25 protein-coding genes are annotated in these 23,643 nt (G+C 72.4%); 12 read left to right on the plus strand and 13 right to left on the minus strand.

The annotated features are described in order from the left end of the window. Positions 1-11: 11 nt before the first annotated feature. Both FXF51_RS54970 and FXF51_RS54975 read right to left on the minus strand, forming a co-directional pair. Complete coding sequence (locus FXF51_RS54970) at positions 12-764, minus strand: YcnI family protein (RefSeq protein ID WP_148442859.1); 753 nt, start codon at positions 762-764, stop codon at positions 12-14. Between the two features lie 50 nt (positions 765-814). Beyond that, a complete protein-coding gene (locus tag FXF51_RS54975; RefSeq protein WP_148442860.1) occupies positions 815-1,354 on the minus strand; it encodes an MFS transporter in 540 nt (179 codons plus the stop codon). Between the two features lie 120 nt (positions 1,355-1,474). Here FXF51_RS54975 and FXF51_RS54980 point away from each other — a divergent pair, with 120 nt between their 5' ends. From FXF51_RS54980 to FXF51_RS54990, 3 genes are all read left to right on the plus strand, one after another. Further along, on the plus strand, positions 1,475-1,957 hold the full coding sequence (locus tag FXF51_RS54980) for a hypothetical protein (protein WP_262380524.1): 483 nt from the start codon (positions 1,475-1,477) through the stop codon (positions 1,955-1,957). A 142-nt stretch (positions 1,958-2,099) separates the two neighbouring features. Then, positions 2,100-2,714, plus strand: coding sequence for an RNA polymerase sigma factor (locus FXF51_RS54985; RefSeq protein ID WP_222871907.1), 615 nt, complete (start codon positions 2,100-2,102; stop codon positions 2,712-2,714). Continuing rightward, on the plus strand, positions 2,707-3,684 hold the full coding sequence (locus tag FXF51_RS54990) for a CU044_5270 family protein (protein ID WP_148442861.1): 978 nt from the start codon (positions 2,707-2,709) through the stop codon (positions 3,682-3,684). Before FXF51_RS54985 ends, FXF51_RS54990 begins: the two co-directional genes overlap by 8 nt. Positions 3,685-3,729: 45 nt before the next feature. Here FXF51_RS54990 and FXF51_RS54995 read toward each other — a convergent pair whose 3' ends face one another. The 3 genes from FXF51_RS54995 to FXF51_RS55005 are packed head-to-tail and all read right to left on the minus strand — an operon-like array spanning position 3,730 to position 6,070. After that, positions 3,730-4,476 (minus strand): ATP-binding cassette domain-containing protein, encoded by a 747-nt coding sequence (locus tag FXF51_RS54995; RefSeq protein ID WP_148442862.1) that lies wholly within the window; start codon positions 4,474-4,476, stop codon positions 3,730-3,732. A 3-nt stretch (positions 4,477-4,479) separates the two neighbouring features. Continuing rightward, complete coding sequence (locus FXF51_RS55000; RefSeq protein WP_148442863.1) at positions 4,480-5,268, minus strand: ABC transporter permease; 789 nt, start codon at positions 5,266-5,268, stop codon at positions 4,480-4,482. Further along, complete coding sequence (locus FXF51_RS55005; protein ID WP_148442864.1) at positions 5,261-6,070, minus strand: ABC transporter permease; 810 nt, start codon at positions 6,068-6,070, stop codon at positions 5,261-5,263. Before FXF51_RS55005 ends, FXF51_RS55000 begins: the two co-directional genes overlap by 8 nt. A gap of 202 nt (positions 6,071-6,272) precedes the next feature. Between FXF51_RS55005 and FXF51_RS55010 the strand changes: the two genes are divergently transcribed. The 3 genes from FXF51_RS55010 (at position 6,273) to FXF51_RS55020 (ending at position 9,886) form a co-directional block, all read left to right on the plus strand. Beyond that, positions 6,273-7,250, plus strand: coding sequence for an alpha/beta hydrolase (locus tag FXF51_RS55010; protein WP_187415095.1), 978 nt, complete (start codon positions 6,273-6,275; stop codon positions 7,248-7,250). A 90-nt stretch (positions 7,251-7,340) separates the two neighbouring features. Next, positions 7,341-8,177, plus strand: a complete 837-nt coding sequence (locus FXF51_RS55015; protein ID WP_148442865.1) for a siderophore-interacting protein — start codon at positions 7,341-7,343, stop codon at positions 8,175-8,177. 152 nt (positions 8,178-8,329) lie between these two features. Continuing rightward, positions 8,330-9,886, plus strand: a complete 1,557-nt coding sequence (locus FXF51_RS55020) for a protein kinase domain-containing protein (protein WP_262380525.1) — start codon at positions 8,330-8,332, stop codon at positions 9,884-9,886. 71 nt (positions 9,887-9,957) lie between these two features. On the opposite strand, the gene FXF51_RS61520 is transcribed toward FXF51_RS55020, so the two are convergent. Together FXF51_RS61520 and aceA are read right to left on the minus strand one after the other, a co-directional pair. After that, positions 9,958-10,122 carry a hypothetical protein gene (locus FXF51_RS61520; protein ID WP_187415097.1) on the minus strand — a complete coding sequence of 55 codons (165 nt, stop codon included), beginning with the start codon at positions 10,120-10,122 and terminating at the stop codon, positions 9,958-9,960. A 192-nt stretch (positions 10,123-10,314) separates the two neighbouring features. Beyond that, positions 10,315-11,601, minus strand: coding sequence for an isocitrate lyase (gene aceA, locus FXF51_RS55025; protein ID WP_148442867.1), 1,287 nt, complete (start codon positions 11,599-11,601; stop codon positions 10,315-10,317). 257 nt (positions 11,602-11,858) lie between these two features. On the opposite strand from aceA, the gene FXF51_RS55030 reads away from it, so the two are divergent. Then, positions 11,859-13,331 (plus strand): helix-turn-helix transcriptional regulator, encoded by a 1,473-nt coding sequence (locus FXF51_RS55030; protein WP_262380526.1) that lies wholly within the window; start codon positions 11,859-11,861, stop codon positions 13,329-13,331. 7 nt (positions 13,332-13,338) lie between these two features. Here the strand turns inward: FXF51_RS55030 and FXF51_RS55035 are convergent, their stop codons facing one another. Then, positions 13,339-14,223 (minus strand): diacylglycerol/lipid kinase family protein, encoded by an 885-nt coding sequence (locus FXF51_RS55035; protein ID WP_148442868.1) that lies wholly within the window; start codon positions 14,221-14,223, stop codon positions 13,339-13,341. 77 nt (positions 14,224-14,300) lie between these two features. Here FXF51_RS55035 and FXF51_RS55040 point away from each other — a divergent pair, with 77 nt between their 5' ends. Genes FXF51_RS55040 through FXF51_RS55050 form a run of 3 tightly spaced genes read left to right on the plus strand, consistent with a single transcriptional unit; the run spans position 14,301 to position 17,106 of the window. Next, positions 14,301-15,008, plus strand: coding sequence for a DUF2271 domain-containing protein (locus tag FXF51_RS55040; protein WP_148442869.1), 708 nt, complete (start codon positions 14,301-14,303; stop codon positions 15,006-15,008). Beyond that, complete coding sequence (locus FXF51_RS55045) at positions 15,005-15,883, plus strand: FAD:protein FMN transferase (protein ID WP_148442870.1); 879 nt, start codon at positions 15,005-15,007, stop codon at positions 15,881-15,883. Before FXF51_RS55040 ends, FXF51_RS55045 begins: the two co-directional genes overlap by 4 nt. After that, positions 15,880-17,106, plus strand: a complete 1,227-nt coding sequence (locus FXF51_RS55050; RefSeq protein WP_187415098.1) for a ferric reductase-like transmembrane domain-containing protein — start codon at positions 15,880-15,882, stop codon at positions 17,104-17,106. Before FXF51_RS55045 ends, FXF51_RS55050 begins: the two co-directional genes overlap by 4 nt. Here the strand turns inward: FXF51_RS55050 and FXF51_RS55055 are convergent. After that, positions 17,001-17,870, minus strand: a complete 870-nt coding sequence (locus FXF51_RS55055; RefSeq protein ID WP_148442872.1) for an AfsR/SARP family transcriptional regulator — start codon at positions 17,868-17,870, stop codon at positions 17,001-17,003. The two genes, FXF51_RS55050 and FXF51_RS55055, sit on opposite strands and share 106 nt — an antisense overlap. Before the next feature lie 218 nt (positions 17,871-18,088). Here FXF51_RS55055 and FXF51_RS55060 point away from each other — a divergent pair, with 218 nt between their 5' ends. Beyond that, on the plus strand, positions 18,089-19,684 hold the full coding sequence (locus FXF51_RS55060) for an FAD-dependent monooxygenase (protein WP_187415099.1): 1,596 nt from the start codon (positions 18,089-18,091) through the stop codon (positions 19,682-19,684). Next, positions 19,671-20,648, plus strand: coding sequence for a cyclase family protein (locus FXF51_RS55065; RefSeq protein ID WP_148442874.1), 978 nt, complete (start codon positions 19,671-19,673; stop codon positions 20,646-20,648). Before FXF51_RS55060 ends, FXF51_RS55065 begins: the two co-directional genes overlap by 14 nt. Before the next feature lie 94 nt (positions 20,649-20,742). Here the strand turns inward: FXF51_RS55065 and FXF51_RS55070 are convergent, their stop codons facing one another. Genes FXF51_RS55070 through FXF51_RS55085 form a run of 4 tightly spaced genes read right to left on the minus strand, consistent with a single transcriptional unit; the run spans position 20,743 to position 23,478 of the window. Next, positions 20,743-21,114 carry a hypothetical protein gene (locus FXF51_RS55070; protein WP_148442875.1) on the minus strand — a complete coding sequence of 124 codons (372 nt, stop codon included), beginning with the start codon at positions 21,112-21,114 and terminating at the stop codon, positions 20,743-20,745. Beyond that, positions 21,114-22,436, minus strand: coding sequence for a hypothetical protein (locus FXF51_RS55075; RefSeq protein ID WP_148442876.1), 1,323 nt, complete (start codon positions 22,434-22,436; stop codon positions 21,114-21,116). The genes FXF51_RS55070 and FXF51_RS55075 overlap by 1 nt, the downstream gene beginning before the upstream one ends. Continuing rightward, entirely contained in the window at positions 22,436-22,939 is a 504-nt protein-coding gene (locus FXF51_RS55080) for an acyl-CoA thioesterase (protein WP_262380527.1), read from the minus strand. Before FXF51_RS55080 ends, FXF51_RS55075 begins: the two co-directional genes overlap by 1 nt. After that, entirely contained in the window at positions 22,912-23,478 is a 567-nt protein-coding gene (locus FXF51_RS55085) for an MFS transporter (RefSeq protein ID WP_148442877.1), read from the minus strand. The genes FXF51_RS55080 and FXF51_RS55085 overlap by 28 nt, the downstream gene beginning before the upstream one ends. Positions 23,479-23,643 lie beyond the last annotated feature (165 nt).

Below are 23,643 nucleotides of genomic sequence, written 5' to 3' on the forward strand. Positions count from 1 at the left end.
GGTAAGAGCCGTCAGGCGGACGGGCGGCGGCGCAGGCCGAGCACGCCGATCACGACGCCGATGACGCCGACCACCAGCCCGGCCGCGCCCAGCAGCCGGGCCGTGCCGTCCGACGAGGAGGACGCGGCCGCCACCGGGCTGACGGACGGCGAGGCGGTGGCCGCCAGGGTGCTCTCGGCGGAGGAGGTGGCCGGCGCGGTGGCGTGGCCGTTGCCGTCCTCGGCGGCGGGCACCAGCTTGAGCAGCGGCGCCGGGTGCTCGGCCTCCGTGCCGTCGGCCTTGGGCGCCTCGGACCAGTCGACGACCTCGCCCCCGGAGTAGGTCTGCTTGGTCGGGAACATCAGCGAGTCCACGTCCTCGGGCAGTTGCCCCATGGACACCTCGAACTCCTGGAACTCGCCCGGGTTGATCTTCCCGCCCTCCCAGACGACCTTGGTGACGGCCTCCTCGAGGTCGCCGTACTCGGTCTTGACCGGCGCGGGCAGCTTGCTCTCGGTGACCTTGACCTTCCACCCGGGCACGGGCTTGACGGACACGAAGGCCAGCGGGTGGTCGGTGGGGAAGGAGACCTCGATCTTGGTGGTCGAGGCGTTGTCACGCTCGTTCGGCACCCGGAACGCGACCTTGGTGAACCCGCCCTGCTCGGCGGTGCCGGGCTGGATGGTGACGTGGGCGAGCGCGGGCAGGGCGAGCCCGGCGGTGAGCCCGGCGGTGAGCGCGGTGGTGGCGGCGAGCACGGTCGCGGCACGGCGGAAGAAGGACATCTCGAAGCTCCACTTGGGTGATGGGGGGATGAAGAAGGGGTGTCAGAAGGTCAGGCGGGAAGTGGAGGACCACGCCTGGCCACGCTGTGCCGGAAACCCGGCTGCGGAGGCACCACCCTGGTGCGGACGACCGGCGCGCCGGGCCGCGACACGGGCGCGGCGGCCGGGGGGAGCAGGACGAGGAGACGGCGGCCGACGCGGCGCAGCAGCGACCAGAGCGCGGCCTCGCCGCGTGACAGCCACAGGCCGGTGATGACCGTGGCGGTGAGGTGCGTGAGCAGCATGCCGGCGTTGACGGCCAGCCCGCCCTGCGCGTGCGCGTGCACCGAGACGTAGGAGGCGCCCTCGCCCGCGAACAGCTCGTGCAGCCCGACCTGTGCCCCGACCAGGGCCAGGTTGATCGTGCCCGCCGATCGTTCCCTGCCGCACAGCGCCAGCCCGAGCGCGGAGACGCCCGCGAGCCCGAGCGCGGCTGCCTGCGGGGCGGGAGCGGCGCCGCCGCCGAGGACGTGGGCGAGCGCGGCCAGCGTCACGCAGACGGCGGCGAAGGCGGCCGTCCGCGCCAGCCGGAGGGGAAGTCGCGCACGCATGGGTGTGCCCCATGCTCTCACGGGGCAGGGGAGGATGAGACCTCGAGTCCCAAGCTGGTCAATGCCTGGTCCGAAAATGGCATTTGTCGCTAGGGTCGTGCCGATCGCGCTGACATAGAGGTGAGAACGTTGCGGCACTTAGGTGGTTTGCTGATCGGCCTGGTGGTGACGGCGGCCGTGCTGTTAGGCGGCGGATGGGCGGTGCAGCAGGCCGTCGGGAACGCTGAGGTGCCCCCACCCGACAGCCTGCGGATGTGGATCGCGCTCGGCGCGATGGCCGCGATAGGGCTCGTCGTGGGCCTGGTTATGGCCGGCCGGATCTCCCCGCTGGCGACCTTCGTCCCGTCCCTTGTGCTGCTGGCCTGGACGGTCGTCTACGCGCTCGACACGAACCGGGCGCTCTCCTTCATCCCGGCCGAGCCCTCGGTCAACCAGATCCTCCGCGACGCCGGATTCGGCGTCAGAATCCTCCTCACGACCGGCGTGCTCGCGCTGCTCGGCGTGGCCCTGTTCATCCCCGTCCTGATGCCCTCGCGGTGGTCGCGCCGCGACGACGAGCTCGACGAGGACTACGAGAGCACCCCCGAGGGCAGCTACTACTGACCCTCACGCGCACTTCCGCCGCGGCCGTCTCCTGCGTGGAGACGGCCGCGGCTTTTGTGACGCGGGTCACACGCTGAAGCGCGAACTCCTCCCGGCCGTCCGGGCGAAAGCCAGGGAACCATTCGTGAGGACGGAGCGACATGTGATCGACGAAGCGACCGGCAGGCTCGCCGACTCCGAGCTGGACCCTGAACTGGACTCAGAGCTGATCCGGCGGTCCGAGCAGGTCCCGGAGCTGTTCGCCGAGCTCTTCGACCGGCACGCGGCGGCCCTGCGCCGCTACGTCGCCAGGCGGCTGGGAGACTCGCTGGCCGACGACGTCGTCTCCGACACGTTCCTGACCGCGTTCCGCCGCCGCCGCCACTACGACGCGGCCCATCCCGACGCCCGCCCCTGGCTGTACGGCATCGCCGCCAGGCTCATCCAGCGGCACCGCAGGGTGGAGGTCAGGCTGTACCGGGCGCTGGCCCGTACCGGCGTGGACGAGATCGCCGAACCGTACGCCGACAGAGTGGACGACCGCGTCGCGGCGGAGCAGGCGGGCCTGGCCGCCGCGCTGGCCGCGTTGCCGGCCGCCGACCGCGAGGTGCTGTTACTCGTGGCCTGGGCCGGCATGTCGTACGACGACGTGGCCCGCGCGCTGGACATCCCCATCGGAACGGTCCGCTCACGCCTGCACCGCGCCAGGGCCAGAACCCGCAGGGCGCTCGGCGGCAGCGACCCCACCACGGCACGAGAGGAGCCCATCGATGGATGACCTGCGATCCCTGCGCGAGCTGCGTGCCGCGGTGCCGGAGCCGGACGAGGAGTGGATGACTCGGGAACGCCGCCGGCTGCTGCGCCGGATGCGGCCGCGCAGGCGCTCCTTCGGCCGCGCCCTCCTGCTCGGCGGCGCGCTGGCGACGGCCGCGGCGCTCGCCCTGGTCGTGGTCCGGCCGCAGGAGCCCGCCCAGCCGGTCCCGTCGAGCCGGCCGCGCACCGTCCAGCTCGACCCGGACACCGTCCTGGCGCGGGCGGCCGACACGGTCGGCAGGCGCCGGGCCGCCGAGGTGCCGCTGCCGACGCAGTGGCAGTACACCAAGAGCCTGGACAAGCAGCCGAACGGCGACACGGTCAGGACCAGGGAGTCCTGGATCCGCTACGACGGCAAGCAGACCGCCGGCTTCGGCGAGGACGGCCGCCTGGCCGTCGGGGACGTCCCGCCGGACCCCGGTGACGACGACCTGTCGCCGCAGCAGTACGACCAGAAGCTGCGCGAGCTGCCCACCGACCCGAAGCGGCTGCTGGCCAAGGTGACCAAGGACCGGCACTGGATCGACTTCCCCAGGGAGGAGGGCGTCCCGCACGTCGTCGCGCCCGACGCGGACCGCGCCTTCGGCGTGATCATGCTCTACCTCAGCCGGTCCGGCGTCATGCCGCCCGAGCTGGAGTCGGCCCTGTTCGAGGCGCTGGCGCTGATCCCCGGCGTCCGGGTCGAACAGGGCGTCACCGACGCGGCCGGCCGCAGCGGCCTGGGCGTCTGGCGCGACACCGGGAGGGGCGACCTCGCCTACCGCAGGTACCGCATCCTGGACCCGCAGACCTACCGATACCTGGGCGAGCGGACGATCTGGATGCGCGACGAGTACCTCTTCGGCAACAAGGAGCCCAGCTTCCGCAAGGGCGCGGTGTGGACCACCGCCCAGCTGACCTCGGTCATCGTGGACCGCCCCGGCGAGCGGGGCTGACCCGGCGGTGGCCCGGTGTGGCCAGGCGGTGGCCCGGGAGCCGGGTCAGCGGGCGGTGCCCGTGTAGAGGCGGGTCACCACCTCCTCGATCGACGACTGGCCGGGAGCCGTGGCCATCAGGTCGTCGAGCGTGCCGTCGAACGCCAGCCGCCCGTGGTCGATCAGCATGACCCGGCGGCACAGGCGTTCGATGTCACCGAGGTCGTGCGTGGTCAGCAGCACGGTCGTGCCGCGCTCGGCGTTCAGCCGCAGCAGGAAGTCGCGGATGCTGGCCTTGCTGACCACGTCCAGCCCGATCGTCGGCTCGTCGAGCACCAGCACCTCGGGCGCGTGCAGCAGCGCCGCCGCCAGGTCGCCGCGCATGCGCTGGCCGAGGCTGAGCTGCCGCACCGGGGTGCGCAGGAACTCGCCCAGGTCCAGCGTCTGCGTCAGTTCGTCGAGCCGGGCGCGGAAGCCGGCGCGGTCGATCCGGTAGAGGTGCCGGATCAGCTCGAAGCTGTCGCGCAGCGGCAGGTCCCACCAGAGCGTCGTGCGCTGCCCGAACACCACGCCGATGCGCCGCGCCAGCGTGGTGCGGCGGCGCGACGGGTCGAGCCCCGCCACCCTGACCTTGCCCGAGGTCGGGGTCAGGATGCCGCACAACATCTTGATGGTGGTGGACTTGCCCGCGCCGTTCGGGCCGAGGTAGCCGACGAACTCGCCCGCCGACACGGTGAACGACAGATCCCGTACGGCGTGCACGACGTTCCTGCGCACCTTGAACGAGCGGCCCGCCCGATCGAGCTCGATCATCACTCAACTCCCCGTTGATCGGTAGTGCCGGATGCCCTGCCGCCAGATCAGCGCGGCGACCAGGGCCAGGACCAGCGCGGCGGCCGGTCCGAGGAAGCGCATGAACGCGGGTGTGCCGAAGGGGTCGTCCCTGCCCAGCACGTACAGGCCGGGCTGCCAGTTGACGAACGCCAGCGGCAGCACGTACGTCACGCCCCTGACCAGGTCGCGGGCGTAGACGCTGAACGGGTACTGGGTGAGCTGGCTGCTGCCGTAGGTCAGGGAGTTGACCACCTCAGGGGCGTCGGTCAGCACGAACTGCAGCGCGCCGGCGATCGTCCACAGCGAGGCGAAGATGACGACGCCCGTCACCACCATGACGGGGATCATCCAGGCCCGCTCCCAGCCGAGGCCGAGAGCGGCGACGGCGTAGCCGAGCACCAGTGCGGCCTGGATGATCCGCCCGATCCGGGTGGCCATGAACCGGTCGGTGGCGAGCTGGATCCACGCGCCGACCGGCCTGATCAGGAACGTGTCCAGGGTGCCGGCCTTGATGTGCCCGCTGACCCGGTCGAGGTTGCTGACGAACGTGTCGCAGATGGTGAAGGCCAGGTTGGCCGCCCCGTACAGGAACAGCACCTCCTCGCGGGAGAACCCGGCCAGGCTGGTGGTGTTGGCGAAGATGATCAGGATGACGCCGACGTCGATCGCGGCGATGACGAAGCCGAGCACGACCATCATCACGAACGAGACGGGGTAGGCCGCCGCGGCGCGGGTCCACGTCCACAGCAGCAGGAAGTACGTCTTAACCACCCTGGATCACCACCTTGTGGCGGATCGCCCTGGTGGCGAGCGCTCCCAGGCCGAGCAGCAGGACGGCCCAGAGCGCCTGGACGGCCAGCGTATCCAGCACCGGGGCGGTGCCGAGGTAGAGGTCGGTGGGCAGTTGCACCATGGCGGCCCAGGGCAGCGCCATGGCCAGGTCGCCGAACCAGCCGGGGAACAGGTGCAGCGGCACCATCATGCCGCTGAAGAACGTGCTCAGGACCAGCGACAGGACGCTGATGCCGCGGTCGTCGAGCAGCCAGCAGACCGACAGCGCGATCAGGTAGCGCCAGCCGAAGCTGACGACGACGGCGATCGCGAAGCCGGCCAGGAACGCCAGCCACTGGCCGGGCGTGTCCGGGACCTTGATGCCGAAGATCGCGGCGCCGAGGAGCATGGGCGGGACGCCGCGCACCAGGATCAGGTAGGCGGCCCTGCCGACGTCCTCGGCGAGCGTCCAGAGCTGCAGCGACGCGGGGCGGACCAGGTCGAGCGCGATGTCGCCGCTGCGGATGCGCTCGGTGACGGTCAGCCCGCCGCCGAAGAGCTGCATCGGGCCGATGAAGGCCTGGGTGACGAAGCAGTAGGTGATGGCGTCGCTGATGTCGTAGCCGGCGAGGCCGGGGCGGGCCTGCCACAGCGCGATCAGCGCGTACGCGCGCAGGATGCCGAAGACGCTGTTGGTGAACGCTCCGGCGAGCGCGCCCCAGACGTAGGTGGCGTGCTTGCGGAAACCGTACCGGACGAGCCGGGCGTAGAGCGGAAAGGTTTTGCACCTCCAGGGGGTGATGGCGCACTCACGGAGCGTGCCTGGACCCGCGCACGGGTCTGGCCGGTGGGAAACACGGAATTATCCGCTGGCGGGCCGGCGGATCGCAACGCGATAAACGCGGCGATGTCACCTCGCGGAAATATCCATGTAAGAGATGAGTTACTTACTGGCCGGTAGGAAATTCGCGAGAGGGGGAACAAAGTCCCTGAAAGGGGGCGGTATGCGAGTCGACAGGGACGTGGTGCCGGAGTATCCGCTGAGCTGGCAGGCCCGGGCGCTCACCGGGCTCCTGCGCGGCACCGTGAAACCGGCCTCCAGCCTGCTGATGCGCCATCCGCTGGCCCTGTCAGGGGCCGCCCGCCTCGGCGATCTGACGCGGATGGTGCACGTGCCGCACCCCGGGCACGTGGCGGTCGTGCCGGCGGCCTTCTCCGCGTGCGGCGGCGAGTGGGTGCGCGGCGGGCAGGGGCTCGACGAGCGCAAGGTGGTGCTCTACTTCCACGGCGGCGGGTACTTCTCGTGCTCGCCGCGCACCCACCGGTCCATCACGTGGCGGCTGTCGGCGGTGGCCAGGCGGCCCGTGCTGGCGCTGGACTACCGGCAGGGCCCGGTGCACAGGCTGGCCGACTCGCTGGCCGACGCGCTGGACGCCTACGACTGCCTGCTGCGGCGCGGGCACGCGCCCGAGGACGTGATCCTGGCGGGCGACTCCGCCGGCGGGCACCTCACGCTGGCGACCCTGCTCGCGCTGCGCGACAGGCGCCTGCCGCTCCCGGCGGCGGGGATCTGCCTGTCGCCGTGGGCCGACCTCACGGACTTCCCGCGCCGGGCCAACCGCTGGCAGGACCCGATGCTCCCGGCGAGCAGGGTGCGCTGGCTGGCCCGCCGCTGGACCTCGGGATTGGACCCCTGGGACCCCCTCGTCTCGCCGGTGCACGGCGACTTCACCGGGCTGCCGCCCCTGATGATCGTCACCGGCTCGACGGAGGTGCTGCGGGACGAGGCCAGGCGGGTGGCGCAGCGGGCGCGGCTGGCGGGCGTGCCGGTCCGGTACGAGGAGTGGCCCAGGATGCCGCACGTCTTCCCGATCCTGGCCGACGTGCTGCCCGAGGCGCGGCTGGCCTTCCGGCACATGGCGCAGTTCCTCAAGGCGGTGGCGCAGTTGCCGGAGCCGATGGAGGATTCGGCGGCCGCCTGATTTTTACCCGGACCTCTTTGTGGTCATTGGTCTATAGCCATAGCGACGGGCAGTATAAGGTTAGGTATACCTAACTCAGGGGGCTGTCGCATGGCTGACAAGCGTACGGATCACCACCGGGGGGTCGTCCAGCGGACGGAGCGCATCTCGCGCAACATGGTCCGCGTGATCGTGGGCGGGGACGGGCTGGCGGAGTTCGCCACCAGAGGACTGACCGATCACTACGTGAAACTGGTCTTCCCCTGCGAGGGCGTCGAGTACCCGGAGCCGTTCAGCGTGAAGGCCTGCCGCGAGACCCTGCCGCGCGAGGTCTGGCCCAAGCTGCGCACCTACACCGTGCGCGCCTGGGACCCGTACTCGCGCGAGCTCACCCTCGACTTCGTCGTGCACGGCGACGAGGGACTGGCGGGCCCGTGGGCCGACCGCGCGCGACCGGGCGACGAGCTGCTCATCCTCGGCCCCGGCGGCGGCTACGCGCCCGACCCGGAGGCGGACTGGCACCTGCTCGTGGGGGACGAGAGCGCGCTGCCCGCCATCGCCGCCTCGCTGGAGGCGCTCCCCGACACGGCGCGCGCCCACGTCGTCATCGAGGTGGACGCGCCGGAGGACGAGCTGAAGCTGGGCACGGCCGCGCACGCCCACATCACCTGGGTCTACCGGGGTGACCGCCCCGTCGGCGAGCGGCTGGTGGCCGCCGTGCGCGCGCTGGACTTCCCCGGCGGTGACGTGCACGCCTTCGTGCACGGCGAGGCCGGATTCGTCAAGGAGCTCCGCCGCCACCTGCGGCTGGAGCGGGGCGTCCCCCTGGAGCGGCTGTCCATCTCCGGCTACTGGCGGCTCGGCGTGGACGACGAGGCGTGGCGTCAGGTCAAGGGCGAGTGGAACCGCCGCGTCGAGGCCGAGGAGCAGGACGCCATCGCCTCCTGACCCAGGAATGGCCTGTTTTCACACCTCTTACTTACCTTCGAGGAATGATCGCCTTCCCTCCGATACCCCTTGTGTAAGACATGGGGAAAGCCCGCCCCGGTACCCGCCACAGTGTGCCTTGCCATGACACTGATCAGGAGAGGCGAAACCGGATGGCGCGTGGTGCGAGCGAGCTGCCTCCTGGCGTGCGACCGCTTACGGTGGGGGACCCGGTCATCATCGGCCGATACCTGCTCCTTGGCCGCCTGGGAACGGGCGGGATGGGAGTGGTGTATCTGGCGGAGCACCCTCAGGGTGGCCTCGTGGCGCTCAAGACGCCGCATGCGGTGCATCTCAACGATGCCACGTTACGGGCGCGCTTCGCTGAGGAAGTGGCTTTCTCGCGAAGATTGGTCCCCTTCTGCACGGCGGCGGTCGTCGAGGACGGCACCGACAGGGACCGCCCCTACCTCGTCACCGAGTACATCCCCGGCCCCGCCCTCTCCCAGGTCGTCAAGGCCGGCGGCCCACTCACGCCCGACCTCGCCTACGGCGTGGCGCTCGGCGTCGCCGCGGCGCTGGTGGCCGTGCACGAGGCCGGGCTGGTGCACCGGGACCTCAAGCCGGGCAACGTGCTGCTGTCCACGAAGGGGCCGCGCGTCATCGACTTCGGCATCGCCCGCGACGTGGACACGCTCGCCGCGCACACCCAGGCGGGGCAGGTCATGGGCAGCCCGGGATGGGTGGCGCCCGAACGGCTGACCGGCGGGGCGGCCATGCCCGCCTCCGACGTCTTCGCCTGGGGCTGCCTGGTCGCCTTCGCCGCCACCGGGCACCACCCTTTCGGCGGCGGCGAGCCGGACGTGCTGACCCGGCGCATCCTGTTCGACCCGCCGCGCGTCGAGGGCGTGCCCCACCTGCTCAGACCCGCCGTCACCGCCGCCCTGGCCAAGGAGCCCGCCGACCGGCCCAAGGCCGCCGACCTGCTGCGGGCGCTGCTGGCCGCCGGTGGCGTGGGCGATCCGTGGGAGCTGCGGCAGGCGGTGGAGGAGGCGCTGGCACGGATCTGGACGCCCGTCCCCTATCCGGCGGGCGGCGGCCTGGTGCGCCTCGTGCGTTCCGGCGATGTGGAGCGTTCCGGGAAGCGGGGCAGGCGGCGCGGCCGTGCCAGGTCGCGGGCGAGATCGCGGGCACAGCTCTCGCACGCCAGCTTCGCGGCCCTGGCCACGGTCTCGATCGCGGCCGTCACGGTCATCGCCGCCGCCGGCGGGGACGGGCTGAGCGTCGGCGGCTCCTCGCTGATGCCGGGCAAGGCGCCCGCCGTGCACGCCTCCGGCAGCGCGGAGTCCACCGTCCGGCCCACGGTGGTGACCGGCGTGAACCCGCCTCCGGTGCGGCTCGCCACCAGAGAGCCGGAGACGACGCCCACGGTGTTCGTCACGCAGACCCGGACGAAGAAGCCCGTCGTGGTGCTGACCCCGTCGGGCGAGCGGCGTGGCACGTTCCGCGGGACCCAGAGCAGCGGGCCAGGTGATCAGGGCGGGGGCGGCGGGGAGGCGTGCGTGACGCCGGCGGGGCGCAGGCGCGGGGGCGACGCGGTGGCCGGGCGGGACTGCCCGCGGCCGACGGGGTCGATCAGCACCATTCCGCAGGACGGGCCGGGGGAGTCGCCGGACCCGTCCGGGTCGCCGTCGGACACGCCGGCGACGACCGGCACGGCCACGCCCTGAGGCATGGCCGCGCCTCGAGGGACTCTGGCGCCGCTTGTGGAGGGGGCGGCGCCAGGCCCCTCAGCGCGCCGTCAGCCGAGGCCTAAGGAGCCACCGGCGCCCACCCGCGGTGGCCCGGCGGCCGGCGGCAGGGTGGCGGCGCGGGCGCGGAGGGGCGCGGCGGCCGGCGGGGCGGCGGTGCGGGTGAGGAGGAGTCGGTAGAGGTGGTGGGCGGGGTGCCGAGAGAGGTGCTGCAAGGTGCCTCCTGACACGGGCGATGGTGCTGGTGCCAGTGTGCTGAGCGGGCATCGCCGCAGGCTGTGCCCCCGGTGACACTTCCAGGCAAAGAAAAGGGCGGGCCGCGCCAATGCTGGGGGGACTGGCGCGGCCCGCGTTCGCCGGGGGAACCTTCCCATGCCCTGGAGGTGGCCGGCGAGATCGGAGAGAACCTAGTGGCCGAACTGCTCCTCTTCGGTGGAGCCGCGCAGCGCGGTGGTCGAGGAGTCGGGCGCGACGGCGGTGCTGACCAGGTCGAAGTACCCGGTGCCGACCTCACGCTGGTGCCGGGTGGCGGTGTAGCCGCGCGACTCGGCCGCGAACTCGGCCTCCTGCAGTTCCACGTACGCGGTCATGCCGTCCGACGCGTACCCCTGGGCCAGGTCGAACATGCCGTAGTTCAGCGAGTGGAACCCGGCCAGGGTGATGAACTGGAACTTGTACCCCATGTGCCCCAGCTCGCGCTGGAACTTGGCGATGGTGGAGTCGTCCAGGTGCTTCTTCCAGTTGAACGACGGCGAGCAGTTGTAGGCGAGCATCTGGTCGGGGTACTCGGCCTTGATCGCCTCGGCGAACGCGCGGGCCACGTCCAGGTCGGGCGTGCCGGTCTCCATCCACAGCAGGTCGGAGTACGGCGCGTACGCCAGCCCGCGCGCCACGCACGCCTCCAGCCCGTTCCTGACCCGGTAGAAGCCCTCGGCGGTGCGGTCGCCGGTGGTGAACGCCTGGTCGCGCGGGTCCACGTCGCTGGTCAGGAGCGTCGCGGCCTGGGCGTCGGTCCGCGCGACGATCAGCGAGGGGACTCCGGCGACGTCCGCGGCGAGGCGGGCGGCGTTCAGGGTCTTGACGTGCTGGCCGGTCGGGATCAGCACCTTGCCGCCGAGGTGGCCGCACTTCTTCTCGGAGGCGAGCTGGTCCTCCCAGTGCACGCCCGCGGCGCCGGCCGCGATCATGCCCTTCATCAGTTCGAACGCGTTGAGCACGCCGCCGAAGCCGGCCTCCGCGTCCGCCACGATGGGCGCCAGCCAGTGCGGCGCGTCACCGTCGCCCTCCGACCAGGTGATCTGGTCGGCGCGCAGCAGCGCGTTGTTGATGCGGCGCACGACGGCCGGCACGGAGTTGGCCGGGTAGAGGCTCTGGTCCGGGTAGGTCTGCCCGCCCAGGTTCGCATCCGCCGCCACCTGCCAGCCGGACAGGTAGATGGCCTTCAGGCCGGCCCTCACCTGCTGCACCGCCTGGTTGCCGGTGAGCGCGCCGAGGGAGTTGACGTAGTCCTCGGTGTGCAGCAGTTGCCACAGCCGCTCGGCGCCGAGCCGGGCCAGCGTGTGCTCCTCCTGGACGCTGCCGCGCAACCTGATCACGTCTTCGGCGCTGTACGTGCGTTCGATGCCCTCCCAGCGAGGGTCGTTGTCCCATTCGTCCTGTAGCTGCTCGGCAGCTCCCTTGAGGCGATCGTTCATCGTTCACTCCTTCGTCGTCCCCTGGGGCTCACGCCGAGTCTCTGCCCTGGCGCGCAGGGGCAAACAGTACGAAGGTCACAGAAGAATCGTAATTCTTCTACTCTCGTGCATTACTAGGGGGTATTCAGCAGTGAAGAAATCGCAAGTTTTACCGTTGGCCTAGACCAATCCTGCCGCGAGAACGGGCGCGCCGGTACGCGGAACCGAGGCCGCGCAGAGGCTAGAAAATGAGCCGAATTTCTGTCTAAGATTCCGGCATGGCCTCCTTGCTGGGCGAAGAACCGCTGTCTTTGACGCAAGAGCTCGATCTGATCGCGTTTGGCCAGCGCCTGCGCCACCTGCGCAAACAGCGCGGCCTGACGCTGTCCGACCTCGGCTCGCGCGTGGGCAGGGCCCCCAGCCAGCTCTCCCTGCTGGAGAACGGCAAGCGCGAGCCCAAGCTCTCCCTGCTCAAGTCGCTGGCGACCGCGCTGGCCGTCCCGGTCGAGGAACTGCTGCGCCGCCAGCCGCCCAACCGCCGCGCGCAACTGGAGATCGCGCTGGAGGAGGCGCAGCGCGACCCCGTCTACGCCGGGCTCGGCCTGCCCCGGCTGAAGGTCTCCGCCCGCGTGCCGAACGACGTGCTGGAGCACCTGCTCGGCCTGTACGGCGAGCTGCGCGCCCGCCAGGCCCGCGGCACCGCCACGCCGGAAGAGGCCAGGGTCGCCAACGCCGAGCTGCGGCGCAGGCAGCGGGAGGTGGGCAACTACTTCCCCGACATCGAGAAGGCCGCCGCCCAGGCTCTGGAGGCGGTCGGCTACCGCACGGGCGCCCTGTCGCAGAGCACGATCCAGAGCCTGGTCACGCACTTCGGCTACACCGTGCACACCGCGCAGGACCTGCCCCGCTCCGTACGCTCCATCACCGACCTGCGCAACCGCCGCATCTACGTCAAGCATGAGCAGCTCGGCATGCACACCCCCCGCACGATCCTGCTCCAGACGCTCGGGCATCTCGCGCTCGGCCACGACAAGCCCCGCGACTTCGCCGACTTCCTGCGCCAGCGCACCGAGGCCAACTACTTCGCCGCCGCCGTCCTCGTCCCCGAGAAGGCCGCCGCGCTCTACCTCCAGGAGGCCAAGTCCGACAGGGCGCTGTCGGTGGAGGACCTGCGCGACGTGTTCGCCGTCTCCTACGAGATGGCCGCGCACCGCTTCACCAATCTGGCCACCCACCACCTCGGGCTGGTCTGCCACTTCGTCCGCAACGACGCGGGCGGCACCATCTACAAGGCCTACGAGAACGACGGCATCGTCTTCCCCGCCGACGAGCAGGGCGCGATCGAGGGGCAGCGGATGTGCCTGCAGTGGTCGGGGCGGCAGGTGTTCGCCTCGCCCGACCGGTTCTCGGTGTACTACCAGTACTCCGACTCGCCGACCGGCACGTACTTCTGCGTCGCGCACGTCGATCCGTCGCGCGAGCGGGACTTCGCGATCACGCTCGGGGTGCCGTACAAGGAGTCACGCTGGTTCAGGGGGCGCGAGACGACCCACCGCACCAAGTCGAGCTGCCCGAACGGCGACTGCTGCCGCCGCCCGCCGACCGAGCTGGCCGAGCGCTGGGAGGGGTACGCCTGGCCGTCGGCCCGCGCCAACTCGCACGTGCTGGCCGCGCTGCCGCCCGGCTCGTTCCCCGGCGTGGACGAGGCCGACGTCTACACCTTCCTGGAACGGCACGCGGCCGCCACGTGAGCGGGCCTCAGCCGTCCGCGGGGAGACAGACGGTCAGCCCGCCCGCGACGACCTCGGCCTTGATCTTGGTGGTGTAGCCGCGCTCTCCGCCGTCCAGCTCGTAACGTAACGGGCGGCCGAAGCGGGCCGTGATCTTCCTGGCCCGGGAGACCCGCACCAGGGGCGAGCCGTCGGAGCGGCTCGTGGCCATCCTGGTCAGCACCCGCGTCCACTGCACCGGGCCCTTGGCGGTGGTGATGCCCACCTCGATCCAGCCGTCGTCGGGGCGGGCGTCGTCGAAGGCCTCGACACCGGCGGCGATCGTGCTCACGTTGCCCAGCAGCAGGCAGCTCGCCTTGCCCTCGAACCAGGTCGCCCCGTCCAGCTTGATCTTCATCGGCACCCGGGGGCCGCCGACGTGCCGCACGGCCGCCCTGAAGTAGCTGAGCTTGCCGAAGCGCCGCTTGGCCTGGCCGTCCACGTCGGCGATCATCTCGGCCTCGAAGCCGGCGCCGGCCATCACCGCGAAGTGCTCGCCGTTGACCACGCCCAGGTCGAGTTTCTCCTGCCGCCCGTGGAAGCCGATGCGCACGGCCTCGTCCAGGTCGGCGGGGATGCCGAGGTTGGCGGCGAACAGGTTCGCGGTGCCGGCGGGGAGGATGGCCATCGGCACGCCCGAGCCCGCCAGGGCGTCGGCGCAGCGTTGCACCATGCCGTCGCCGCCCCAGACGAACACCAGCTCGGCGCCCTCGTCGAGCGCCTTGCGCACCTTCTTGCCGGCCTTCTTGCTCTTCGACACCTCGTGCCAGATCAGCTCGCCGACGTCCTGCTCGCTGATGAGCACGCGGAGCGCGTCCAGTCCCGCGCCCAGAGTCTTCTTGCGGTGGGCCACCACGGCCACGATGGGGGACATGGGAACGCCGCTACCCCGAGCGGGCGCGGATATCCCTGTGGCGAGATCGTCATGGTGCCAAAAAGTGGATAGTGTTGATGCACACTATCCTTACGGAAAGGGTGACCATGTCGGAGCGGACGAGCCGACTGATCGTGCCGATGGTCGTGATCACCGGAGTGGCCACGACCGCGACCGCCGCCTACCTCGCCTATCGCCCCGAGCCGCCGCCCGCCTCACCCGCGGGCCTGACGTGGTCGGTGCCCGTCACCGCCAGCCTGGGAGTGGTGCGCATCGACTACCAGCTCAACCGGTTACCCCGCCTGGCCAGCAACCAGCTCGCCATCTGGATCGAGGACGCGCGGGGACGCTACGTGCGCACCCTGTTCGCCACCAGCTTCACCGCCAACGGCGGCTTCGAGCGCCGGCCCATGTCGCTGCCCCAGTGGCGGCGCGCCTCCGGCTGGGAGTCGGCCACCGACACCGAGGTCAAGGCCGCCAGCCGCCCCGCGCAGGAGAGCGGCAGGCAGAGCGTCTACTGGGACACCACCGACCGCAGCGGCCAGCCGGTCCCGCCCGGTTCGTACACCTATCGGGTGGAGGGCAACGTGGTGTGGGAGAAGCGCGTGCTGTTCACCGGCACCGTCGAGGTGGGGGAGACGCCGCACGCCTCCCAGCCCCGGGTCGAGTTCCTGCCGGCCGACACCGGGCAGGAACCCGCGCTCGTCGCCGACATCCGGGCCAGCTTCAACCCGGGCGAGCGGCTGCCCGCCGGGGCCGTCACGACGTTCACGAGGGGGTCATGAGCGTGCGGGTCCTGCGCGACCAGGTGATGGGCACCGACCTCCTGCTCGTCCTGCCCCCGCAGGAACAGGCCGCGGTGCTGGAGTGGCTGCGCGCCGCGGAGCGCGTCTTCAGCCGGTTCGACCCCGCCAGCGACACCAGCCGCGTCAACGCCGGCGGGCCCGTCGTCGTCTCCGAGCTGTTCCTGACGGCGCTCGACGAGGCCTGCGGCTACTTCGACGCGACCGGCGGGCTGTTCAACCCCTTCCTCGGCGCCGAGCTGGCCCGGCTCGGCTACGACACCGACTTCGCGCTGGTCGGGACACCGGAGGTGGCCGCGTCGCCCGTCCCCGCCCGTGCGCCCGCCGTGCACCTCGACCACGAACGCCGCGCCGTGACGCTCTCGCCGGGCCTCGCCGTCGACCTCGGCGGGTTCGTCAAGGGCTGGAGCGTGCAGCGGGCCGCCGAGGCGAGCCGCGTGCCGTACGGGATGATCGACGCGGGCGGCGACCTGGTCGCCTGGCGGCCCGAGAACGGCACCCCCTGGCGGATCGGCGTCGAGCACCCGCTGCGCGAGCGGCCGGCCGGCGTGCTGGAACTGCCCGCCGCCACCACCGCGGTGGCCACCAGCAGCGTCGTACGGCGAAGCTGGCACGACCGGGCCGGCACCGGGCTGCACCACATCATCGACCCCCGCACCGGCGAGCCGGCCCGTTCCGACTGCGCGCAGGCCACCGTCATGACCGCCGACCTGGCCGCCGCCGAGGTGTACGCCACCTGCCTCCTCCTGCTCGGCACCCGCGAAGGGCCGCGATGGCTCGCCGGGCACGACCCCGGCGCGCACTGGGTCACCGTGGACCGCGACGGCCGGGTGCGTTCCTCGGTGGCGCTGACATGAGCCGCGTACGGCCGGACGCGCCCTCCGGCCTGACCCGCGTCGCGATCGCGATGGCCGTCTCGTTCCTGCCGCTGCTCCCCCTGGCCCTGGGAGCGTCCGACCTCGGCGACGTGGCCAACCTGCTCGGCCTGGCCGGCGCGATCGTCATGTGGTGGCAGGTGCTGCTCGGCGTGCGGCAGATCTCCCACCGGCTGGGCGACGACCGGCTCGCCGCCGTGTCGCTGCACCGGTGGCTCGGCGGGTGCGGCGCGTTCCTCGTGCTGCTCCACCCGCTGCTGGAGACCGTCGTCGACCGGCAGGACTGGGCGTACGTGCTGGTGCCCGACTTCACCTGGGCCGAGTCGGCGTACGCGTCGCTGGGGCGGCTGGCGTTCCTCATGTTCCTGGCGCTCTGGCTGACCAGCACGCTGGCCCGCTACCTGATCGGGCACCGGGTCTGGCGGTACGCGCACTACCTGTCGTACCCGCTGCTGGCCCTGGTGTTCGTGCACTCCTGGGGGCTGGGCGGCTACCTGACCGAGACGCCGTGGCTGCTGGCGTACTGGCTGGGGCTGGCCGTGACCTTCGCCGGGGTGGTGTGCTGGCGGCTGTCGGTGTCGCGGTGGGCGGTGCCGTACCGGCTGGCCGGGGTCGAGCGGCTGTCGCCGACCGTGTCCGCCTACACCTTCAGGGCGCTGGGCCGCGCGCTGGACCCGCAGCCGGGGCAGTTCTGCTACCTGCGGACCAGCCTGCGGAGCCGCGCCCACCCGTTCAGCGTCGTACGCGGCGGCGGCAAGGAGCTGACCTTCGCCGTCAAGGACGCCGGCTCGTTCACCGAGCGGCTGCGCGCTCTCGAGCCGGGTGCGGTCGTCCACCTCGACGGCCCCTACGGAACCTTCACCCGCGCCGCGCAGGCCGGGCCACGCAGGCCGGCGGTGCTGATCGCGGGCGGCATCGGCGTGACCCCCTTCGTGGAGCTGGTGCGCAGGAACGACGATCTGCCCCTGTCACTCGTCCACGTGGTGGCCTCGCCGCAGGAGGCGGTCTTCGGCGCGGAGCTGCGCCGCCGCCTCGGCGAGCGCTACCAGGAAGTGGTACGGCCCGACCGGCCCGCCATCCCGGTCACGCCGCGGGCCCGTTACTTCATCTGCGGCAGCCCCCGGTTCGTCGAGGCGACGGCCGCCGGCCTGCGGGCGAGCGGCGCGCGCAGGGACCAGTTGTACACCGAGCGGTTCGACTGCTGATCGGCCGGCGCGTGCTCGACGTCCGAGAGGATCCCGTGCTGGAGCCGCCTGGCCTCCGCCGACGGCTCCAGCCCCAGCTCCTCGTCCAGGATCCTGCGCAGATCGTGGTAGGCGAGCAGCGCCTCGCCGCGCCGCCCCGACCTGCACAGGCACTCGATGAGCCGCAGGTGGTACCACTCGTTGAGCGGGTTCCTGGCGATCAGCGTGCGCAGCTCCGCCACCAGCTCCCGATGGTGGCCGAGCCGCAGGTCCGCCTCCAGCCGCAGCTCCACGGCGCGGTTGCGGATCTCCTCCAGGTAGGTGAGATGCCTGGCCACCACCGGCCCCGGCGTGACGTTGGCCAGCGCGCGACCCCGCCACAGGCTCAGCCCGTCACGCAGCCGCCGCGCCGCCTTCTCGGCGGCGCCCGAGCTCATGAGCTGCCTGCCCTCCGCGACCGAGTCGGCGAACACCTCCGCGTCGAGCTGACCCGGCTCCACCCGCAGCAGGTAGCCGGTCGGCTCGGTCACCAGCATGTCCGCCACCGCCCTGGTGGCCGGCTGGGCGGCCAGCGCCGTGCGCAGGTTGTAGACGTGGGTGCGGATCGCGCCGACCCCCCCGCCGCGACCCTCCCACAGCTCCTCGGCGATGGTCTCCACATCCACCACCTCGTTGGCTCGCAGCAGGAGCAGGGCCAGGACCTGGCGTGCCTTGCGGCCCTTGGGCAGTGACGCGTCGGCTTCGGTGGCTACTTCCAGTGGACCGAGAACATTGAATCTGATCATCAAGTGCTCTATTCCCCGTCAGTTGCGTACTCTCGAAAGAGAGCCGTTCTGTCGGATGGTACGACGGTCATCCCTGACGATCCCGCCGCACAGCGGTGCAGCCTTTCCCAAAGCGGAAGGCGTATGTCTCCTTCGACACATGGGCTGACTCCTTAGTTCCAGCCGCTGTCACCCTTCGCTGGAATCGCCGCAGGCCACCCCCGGCCTACGGTGGCGCGGTGGACACCGAGAAGATCACCCTGCCCGTCCTGGTCGTCGGAGCCGGACCCACCGGACTGGCTCTCGCGACAGAGCTCCGCAGGCAGGGAATCACCTGCCGGATCATCGACCGTTCCCTCGACAGGCCCGCCCACCAGGCCAGAGCCGTGGCGATGTGGCCGGGCGCGCTCGACGTCCTGGCCCGGCACGGCACCGCCGACGACGTGATCGCCGCCGGGCTGCGGATGAACGCCGCCCGCTACTGGTCCGGCGCCAGGAACGTGGCCACCGCCAAGCTCGGCGACTGGCACAACGGCGGCCCCACCATGCTCGGCATCACCCAGCCCGCCGTCGAAGGCGTCATGGCCGCCAAGCTGCGCGAGCTCGGAGTGGCGGTGGAGTGGCGCACGGAGCTCGTCGGGCTCACCGACCACGGCGACAGCGTCACCGTCCGGCTCGACGGGCCCGGCGGGGTCGAGGAGCTCACCGCCGCCTACGTGGCCGGCTGCGACGGCGCGCACAGCACCGTACGCGAGCTGGCCGGCATCCCCTTCGCGGGCACCACCTACACGCAGAGCTTCATCCTCGGCGACGGCGCCGTCACCGGCCCCGTCCCGCGCGGCGAGGCGCACTACCACCTGCACCCCGACGGCGTGCTCGTCCTCGTCTCGCTGCCCGGCGGCGAACTGCGCGTCTTCGCCGACGCCAGCACCGCCGGCAGGCTCGACTCCGCGCCCACCGTCGAGGAGCTGCAACGCCTCGCCGACGACCGCGCCCCCTACCCGCTGCGGATCAAGGACCTGCGGTGGAGCACCCGCTTCCCCGTGCACATGCGGCAGGCCGCCGCCTACCGGGCGGGCCGCTGCCTGCTGGCCGGCGACGCCGCCCACGTGCACAGCCCGGCGGGCGGCCAGGGACTCAACACCGGCATCCAGGACGCCGCCAACCTCGGCTGGAAGCTCGCCCTCATCCTCAACGGGTACGGCGACGCGGAACGGCTGCTGGACAGCTACCAGGCCGAGCGCTCGCCCATCGCCGCCCAGGTGCTGCGCGGCGCCCACCAGCAGACCCGGCTGTGGACCGTCCGCGCGCCGATCGGCCGCTTCCTGCGCGACACGCTGCTGCGCCTGCTCGGCGCCACCGGGGCGCTGGAGCGCCGCTTCATCCCCAACCTGGCGCAGGACGACCTCGACTACCGCAAGAGCCCGGTCGTCGGCCCGCGCGGCGGGCGGCGCGCCATCGGCGCCCGCGGCCTGCCCGACGTCACCGTGACCCCGCTGCGCGGCGACGGCGACCCCGTCCGGCTCGGCGCCCTGCTCGCCGACCCCCGGCACACCCTGCTCGTCATGCCGGGCGCCGACCCGCTCAAGGTGCTGCCCGACATGGAGCCGCTGGCCGACCGGGTCGTGCCGCGCGTGCTGGTGTCCAAGGGCAGCGCGTACGGGGAGCCGTACCGGGTGCCGGGCGGCTTCGCGGCGCAGGGGCCGCTGCGTGGCGCGAAGCTCATCCTCGTCCGGCCTGACGGCTACGTCGCCGACGCCACCAACGGCGAGGACGCCGCCGCCCTTCTCGCGCCGCTGGCCAGCCGGGGGAGGTCGCCCCGTGTGCGCGCCTGAGACCATCATGGCCGCCCTGGAAGGCGAGCCCTCCGCCTGTTCGGAGGGCCCGTCCGCCTGTCTGGAGGCTGAGCCGGCCTCTTCGGAGGGGCGGTTCGCTCGTCCGGAGGGCGAGTCGGCCTCCTTGGAGGGGCGGTTCGCTCGTTCGGAGGGCGAGCCCGCCGCTCGGGGCAGCAGGCGGCAGGTGCTGCGCGGCGCCCTCGCCGGCCTGCTCGGCGCCGGCGCGCTCGCCGTCCTGCCCCGCCGCGCGGAGGCCGCGAGCGGGGTGCGCGCCTCCCGCGTCCTGGACCTCACGCACCCGCTCAGCCCCGACTTCCCCGTCTTCGAGATGTACGTGCGCAAACCCGCCCGCCGCCAGGTCATGTTCGAGGACGTGATCGGCTTCAACACCGCGGAATGGACGTTCAACGAGCACACCGGGACCCACATGGACGTGCCCGCGCACTCCAGGAAGGGCCTGCCCACCGCCGACCAGGTGCGGCCCGAGGACCTCGTCGCGCCCCTGTGCGTCGTGCGGATCGCCGAACGGGCCGCCCGGGACAACATCACCGAGCTGACCGTGAAGGACCTGCGCGAATGGGAACGCAGGAACGGCCCGCTGCCCGAGCGCGCCTTCGTGGCGCTCGACAGCGGCTGGTACAAGCGGGTCGGCAATCCCTCGGCCTACCTGCAGTTCGACGCTCTCGCGCAGGTGATGCGCTTCCCCGGGGTCAGCCCTGAGGCCGCGGACTTCCTGATCAACCAGCGGTCCATCGTGGGGTTCGGCACCGACACCAGCAGCCTCGACGTGGGGACGCGGCGGGAACCGCTCGTCCACCGCATGCTGCTGACGACGGGCCGGTACGGCCTGGAGAACCTGGCCGCGCTCGACACGGTGCCCGAGCGCGGCGCGCAACTCGTCGTGGGGGCGGCGAAGCTGCGCGGCGGGTTCGGCGCGCCCGTCAGGGCGCTGGCCCTCGTGTGAGGGACTCGTGTGACGGACTCGTGTGACGAAACGCTCGGAGGGCGAGGGGTTCTCGGACCCCTCGCCCTCCGCCGTGTCAGGACGTGCTTCGCCGTCAGGACGTGACCAGGACGGTGAGCGGGATGACCTCCTCGCCCGCCGCCCCTGACAGGCGCACGGACACCTCCCACACCCCGTCCATCGTGAACAGCCCACCGTCCGCCCGGAACCGGCCGGGCCCCGAACGCAGCGCCGCCGTCTCCGGGGTGACGTGCCCCATCTGCGGCATCGTGGCCACCACGACCACCGACTCCGCCTCGCCCCGCTCCACCACGATGTCCGCCGTGTCGTCGCCGACGACCGTCAGCGTGACGGCGTAACGCGTGCCCGCGCCCTCCACCGTCACCGGACCGGGCCGCGACAGGCAGCCGGCGGCGACCGTCATGGCCGCCGCCGCCAGGCAGGCCCCGGCCAGCAGGCGTCTCATCACGTGTCGCTCTCCGTTCCTACCGTGACGGTGAAGGGCACGGTCTCGATGGTGGAGTTCCTGGCGTACTGGATCCAGGCGAAGTACGTGCCGGGGGCGGGGAAGCTGAAGGTGAAGGTCAGCTCCGGGGTGCGGGTGGGGGTGGCGTGCACGTGGCCCAGGAAGCCGCCGTCCCGGTCGCGGACGATCAGGTGGCCGGGCATGCCGAGCCACGGCTGGAGGGAGCCCGCCGTACGGAGCCGCATGGTCGTGGGGCGGCCCGCCACGGGACGCGCGGGCGCGAGCACGGGGGCGGGGCCGGTCCCGGCCTCCTGCGGGCCCGCCGTGGCTGTGCCGGTGACGTCGAACGTGCCGGTGATGAGCTGGCCGCCGGAGTCCGTCCGTTCCAGCTCGGCGTGGGCCAGGTAGCGGCCGGGCCGGTCGGCGCGCAGCCGCACCGCGAGCCGGCCGGGGCCGAGCCTGACGGGGTGGAGGTGACGGAAGTACGCACCGTCGGCGCTGGTCACCACCAGGTGGGCGAGCGCCTCGTGATGGAGTGTGAGATCGTCCACCGGCCGTCCCGTGGACCCGTCCACCAGATCGGCGACCAGCGTGAACTCCGCTCCCGCCGCCGGTCGCGCCGGTTGCGTGCTGAAGGCCGCCATCACGTACGGGCGGCCGGTCCCGCTCGCGTACGGGCGGCCGGCTCCCGACCCGCTGGGATCGGCCACCGGGGCGGCGCCGTCCGGGACGGGCTCGGGAAGCTGCGGCGACACCACCGCGACGGTCAGCGCCACCACCCCGGCCAGCGCCCCCGCACGAACCGCCAAGGCCGGGCCGCGCCTCGACGTCCCGCCCGTCAGCAGCCCGCCGACCACCAGGATCCCGGCCACGTAGAAGCCGCCGTGGATCACCAGCTCCCACGGCGACGTGGCCGGGACCAGAACGCGGACCGGCAGCACGGAACGTTCGGCGGGCGTGCGCACCTCCAGCTCGTGCGGCCCTGCCCGGAACACCTGCATGCTCACCCGGTACGGCCCCGCCCGGCCCGCCGCCAGCCGCACCGCCGCGCGGCTCGCCCGCCCGTTCTCCGAGGAGCGCAGCGTCAGCTCCACCCGCAGGTCGGGGACCGGGTGGAACGCCTCGATCTCCACGACGGCGGGCGCGGGCGTCCTGCTCACGCCCCGCACCGTCATCGTCAGCTCGGCGCCCGCGATCGTCTGGGCGATCCGCAGATCGGCCCCGGGCGCCACCACGTGCGCGCCCGCCGGCGCCGGCCACAGGACGAGCAGGAGCAGCAGCAGGAAGAGCAGGACCCGCACCGGGAGGAGCCGGTTTCGCATCAGGGCAGGTAGCGCTTGAGGAAGGCGCGCTCGGGCATGGTGAAGCGCCGCGGCTTGGCGGTGTGCGGGTCGAAGGCCATGATCGTCGAACGGGCCTCGGCGAACACCCCCTCGTCCGAGCAGATCTCCGCGGCCAGCTCGCAACTCACCCGGCCGACCTTCGTCACCCACGACTCGATCCGCACCGAGCCGTGCCGGAACCTGAGCGGCTTGCGGTAGTCGACCTCGTGCCGCACGATCGCGACCCCCACGGCGGGCAGGCCGCTGCGGTCCTCCGGCGGCGTGCCCGCGTAGTCGAGGAAGAGGGCGATCCTGGCGTCCTCCAGGTACTCCAGGAAGCGCACGTTGTTGACGTGGCCGTGCGCGTCGATGTCGGAGAAGCGCACCTGGCGGTGGTAGACGTGCCGCCTGGGGGTGTGCCGCACCTCGATCGGCCGGGCGGCGGGGGCCGTGAGCTGGGTGACGGCCTCGGTCATCAGACTCTTGATCGCGTGGGTGTCCATGGTGCTCCCGGTCGTTGGAGTGAAGGTCGTCGGGTGGTCATGGAGCGGTAGGGGATCAGGGAGAGAGCCGCCACGGCGGCGGCGGCGAGAGCCGGCAGGAGCGCGGTGGCCACCCCGGCTCTCGCGAAGCCCTCGGCCGCCCACAGGGTGGCGGCCAGGGTGGCGCCCAGGACATAGCCGAGGTTGCGGGCGAACTGGAGATGGGCCGCCGGGCGGCCGGGGGCGGCGCCGGTCATGATCATGGAGTGGGCCGGGGCGGCGGACAGGCCCATCCCGGCGCCGACCACCGCGAGGCGCAGCGCCACCTCGGCGGCCGGCCACGTGGGGGAGATGGGCAGCAGGAGCGCCAGGCCCAGGGCGGTCAGGACAGCGCCGGTCACGGTGACGGGGCGGGGGCCGATGCGGGCGGTCAGGCGGGTGGCCAGGGTGGCGCCCGCGATGAGGCCGGCGGGCAGGGCGATCACCGTCAGGCCCACCAGGGGGAGGGGGGCCTGCATCACCTGGCCCTGGAAGAGGAAGAACGGGCTCAGGACGATCATCAGGGCGTCGATCGTGGACAGGAGGGTGATGGTGAGGAGAGTGAGTGCCGGGGCGGGCGGGGCGGGGGGTGTGGCATCAGTGTGGGGGGGGGGGGGGGCAATGGGGGGGGGGGGGGGGGGGGGGGGGGGGGGGGGGGGGGGGGGGGGGGGGGGGGGGGGGGGGGG

Origin of the sequence: Nonomuraea sp. PA05 (assembly GCF_008086045.1) — a bacterium.
Lineage (GTDB): Bacteria > Actinomycetota > Actinomycetes > Streptosporangiales > Streptosporangiaceae > Nonomuraea > Nonomuraea monospora.

Bases quoted from the DNA above. Each gene is read 5' to 3' on its own strand.
- FXF51_RS55040 (WP_148442869.1), top strand. From the start codon at position 14,301: ATGCACACTATCCTTACGGAAAGGGTGACCATGTCGGAGCGGACGAGC.
- FXF51_RS55050 (WP_187415098.1), top strand. From the start codon at position 15,880: ATGAGCCGCGTACGGCCGGACGCGCCCTCCGGCCTGACCCGCGTCGCG.
- FXF51_RS54970 (WP_148442859.1), bottom strand. From the start codon at position 764: ATGTCCTTCTTCCGCCGTGCCGCGACCGTGCTCGCCGCCACCACCGCG.
- aceA (WP_148442867.1), bottom strand. From the start codon at position 11,601: ATGAACGATCGCCTCAAGGGAGCTGCCGAGCAGCTACAGGACGAATGG.
- FXF51_RS55015 (WP_148442865.1), top strand. From the start codon at position 7,341: ATGGCTGACAAGCGTACGGATCACCACCGGGGGGTCGTCCAGCGGACG.
- FXF51_RS55070 (WP_148442875.1), bottom strand. From the start codon at position 21,114: ATGAGACGCCTGCTGGCCGGGGCCTGCCTGGCGGCGGCGGCCATGACG.
- FXF51_RS55085 (WP_148442877.1), bottom strand. From the start codon at position 23,478: ATGATCGTCCTGAGCCCGTTCTTCCTCTTCCAGGGCCAGGTGATGCAG.
- FXF51_RS55035 (WP_148442868.1), bottom strand. From the start codon at position 14,223: ATGTCCCCCATCGTGGCCGTGGTGGCCCACCGCAAGAAGACTCTGGGC.
- FXF51_RS55055 (WP_148442872.1), bottom strand. From the start codon at position 17,870: ATGATCAGATTCAATGTTCTCGGTCCACTGGAAGTAGCCACCGAAGCC.
- FXF51_RS54975 (WP_148442860.1), bottom strand. From the start codon at position 1,354: ATGCGTGCGCGACTTCCCCTCCGGCTGGCGCGGACGGCCGCCTTCGCC.
- FXF51_RS54995 (WP_148442862.1), bottom strand. From the start codon at position 4,476: ATGATCGAGCTCGATCGGGCGGGCCGCTCGTTCAAGGTGCGCAGGAAC.
- FXF51_RS55020 (WP_262380525.1), top strand. From the start codon at position 8,330: ATGGCGCGTGGTGCGAGCGAGCTGCCTCCTGGCGTGCGACCGCTTACG.
- FXF51_RS55075 (WP_148442876.1), bottom strand. From the start codon at position 22,436: ATGCGAAACCGGCTCCTCCCGGTGCGGGTCCTGCTCTTCCTGCTGCTG.
- FXF51_RS55030 (WP_262380526.1), top strand. From the start codon at position 11,859: ATGGCCTCCTTGCTGGGCGAAGAACCGCTGTCTTTGACGCAAGAGCTC.
- FXF51_RS55080 (WP_262380527.1), bottom strand. From the start codon at position 22,939: ATGGACACCCACGCGATCAAGAGTCTGATGACCGAGGCCGTCACCCAG.
- FXF51_RS55045 (WP_148442870.1), top strand. From the start codon at position 15,005: ATGAGCGTGCGGGTCCTGCGCGACCAGGTGATGGGCACCGACCTCCTG.
- FXF51_RS55010 (WP_187415095.1), top strand. From the start codon at position 6,273: ATGCGAGTCGACAGGGACGTGGTGCCGGAGTATCCGCTGAGCTGGCAG.
- FXF51_RS54990 (WP_148442861.1), top strand. From the start codon at position 2,707: ATGGATGACCTGCGATCCCTGCGCGAGCTGCGTGCCGCGGTGCCGGAG.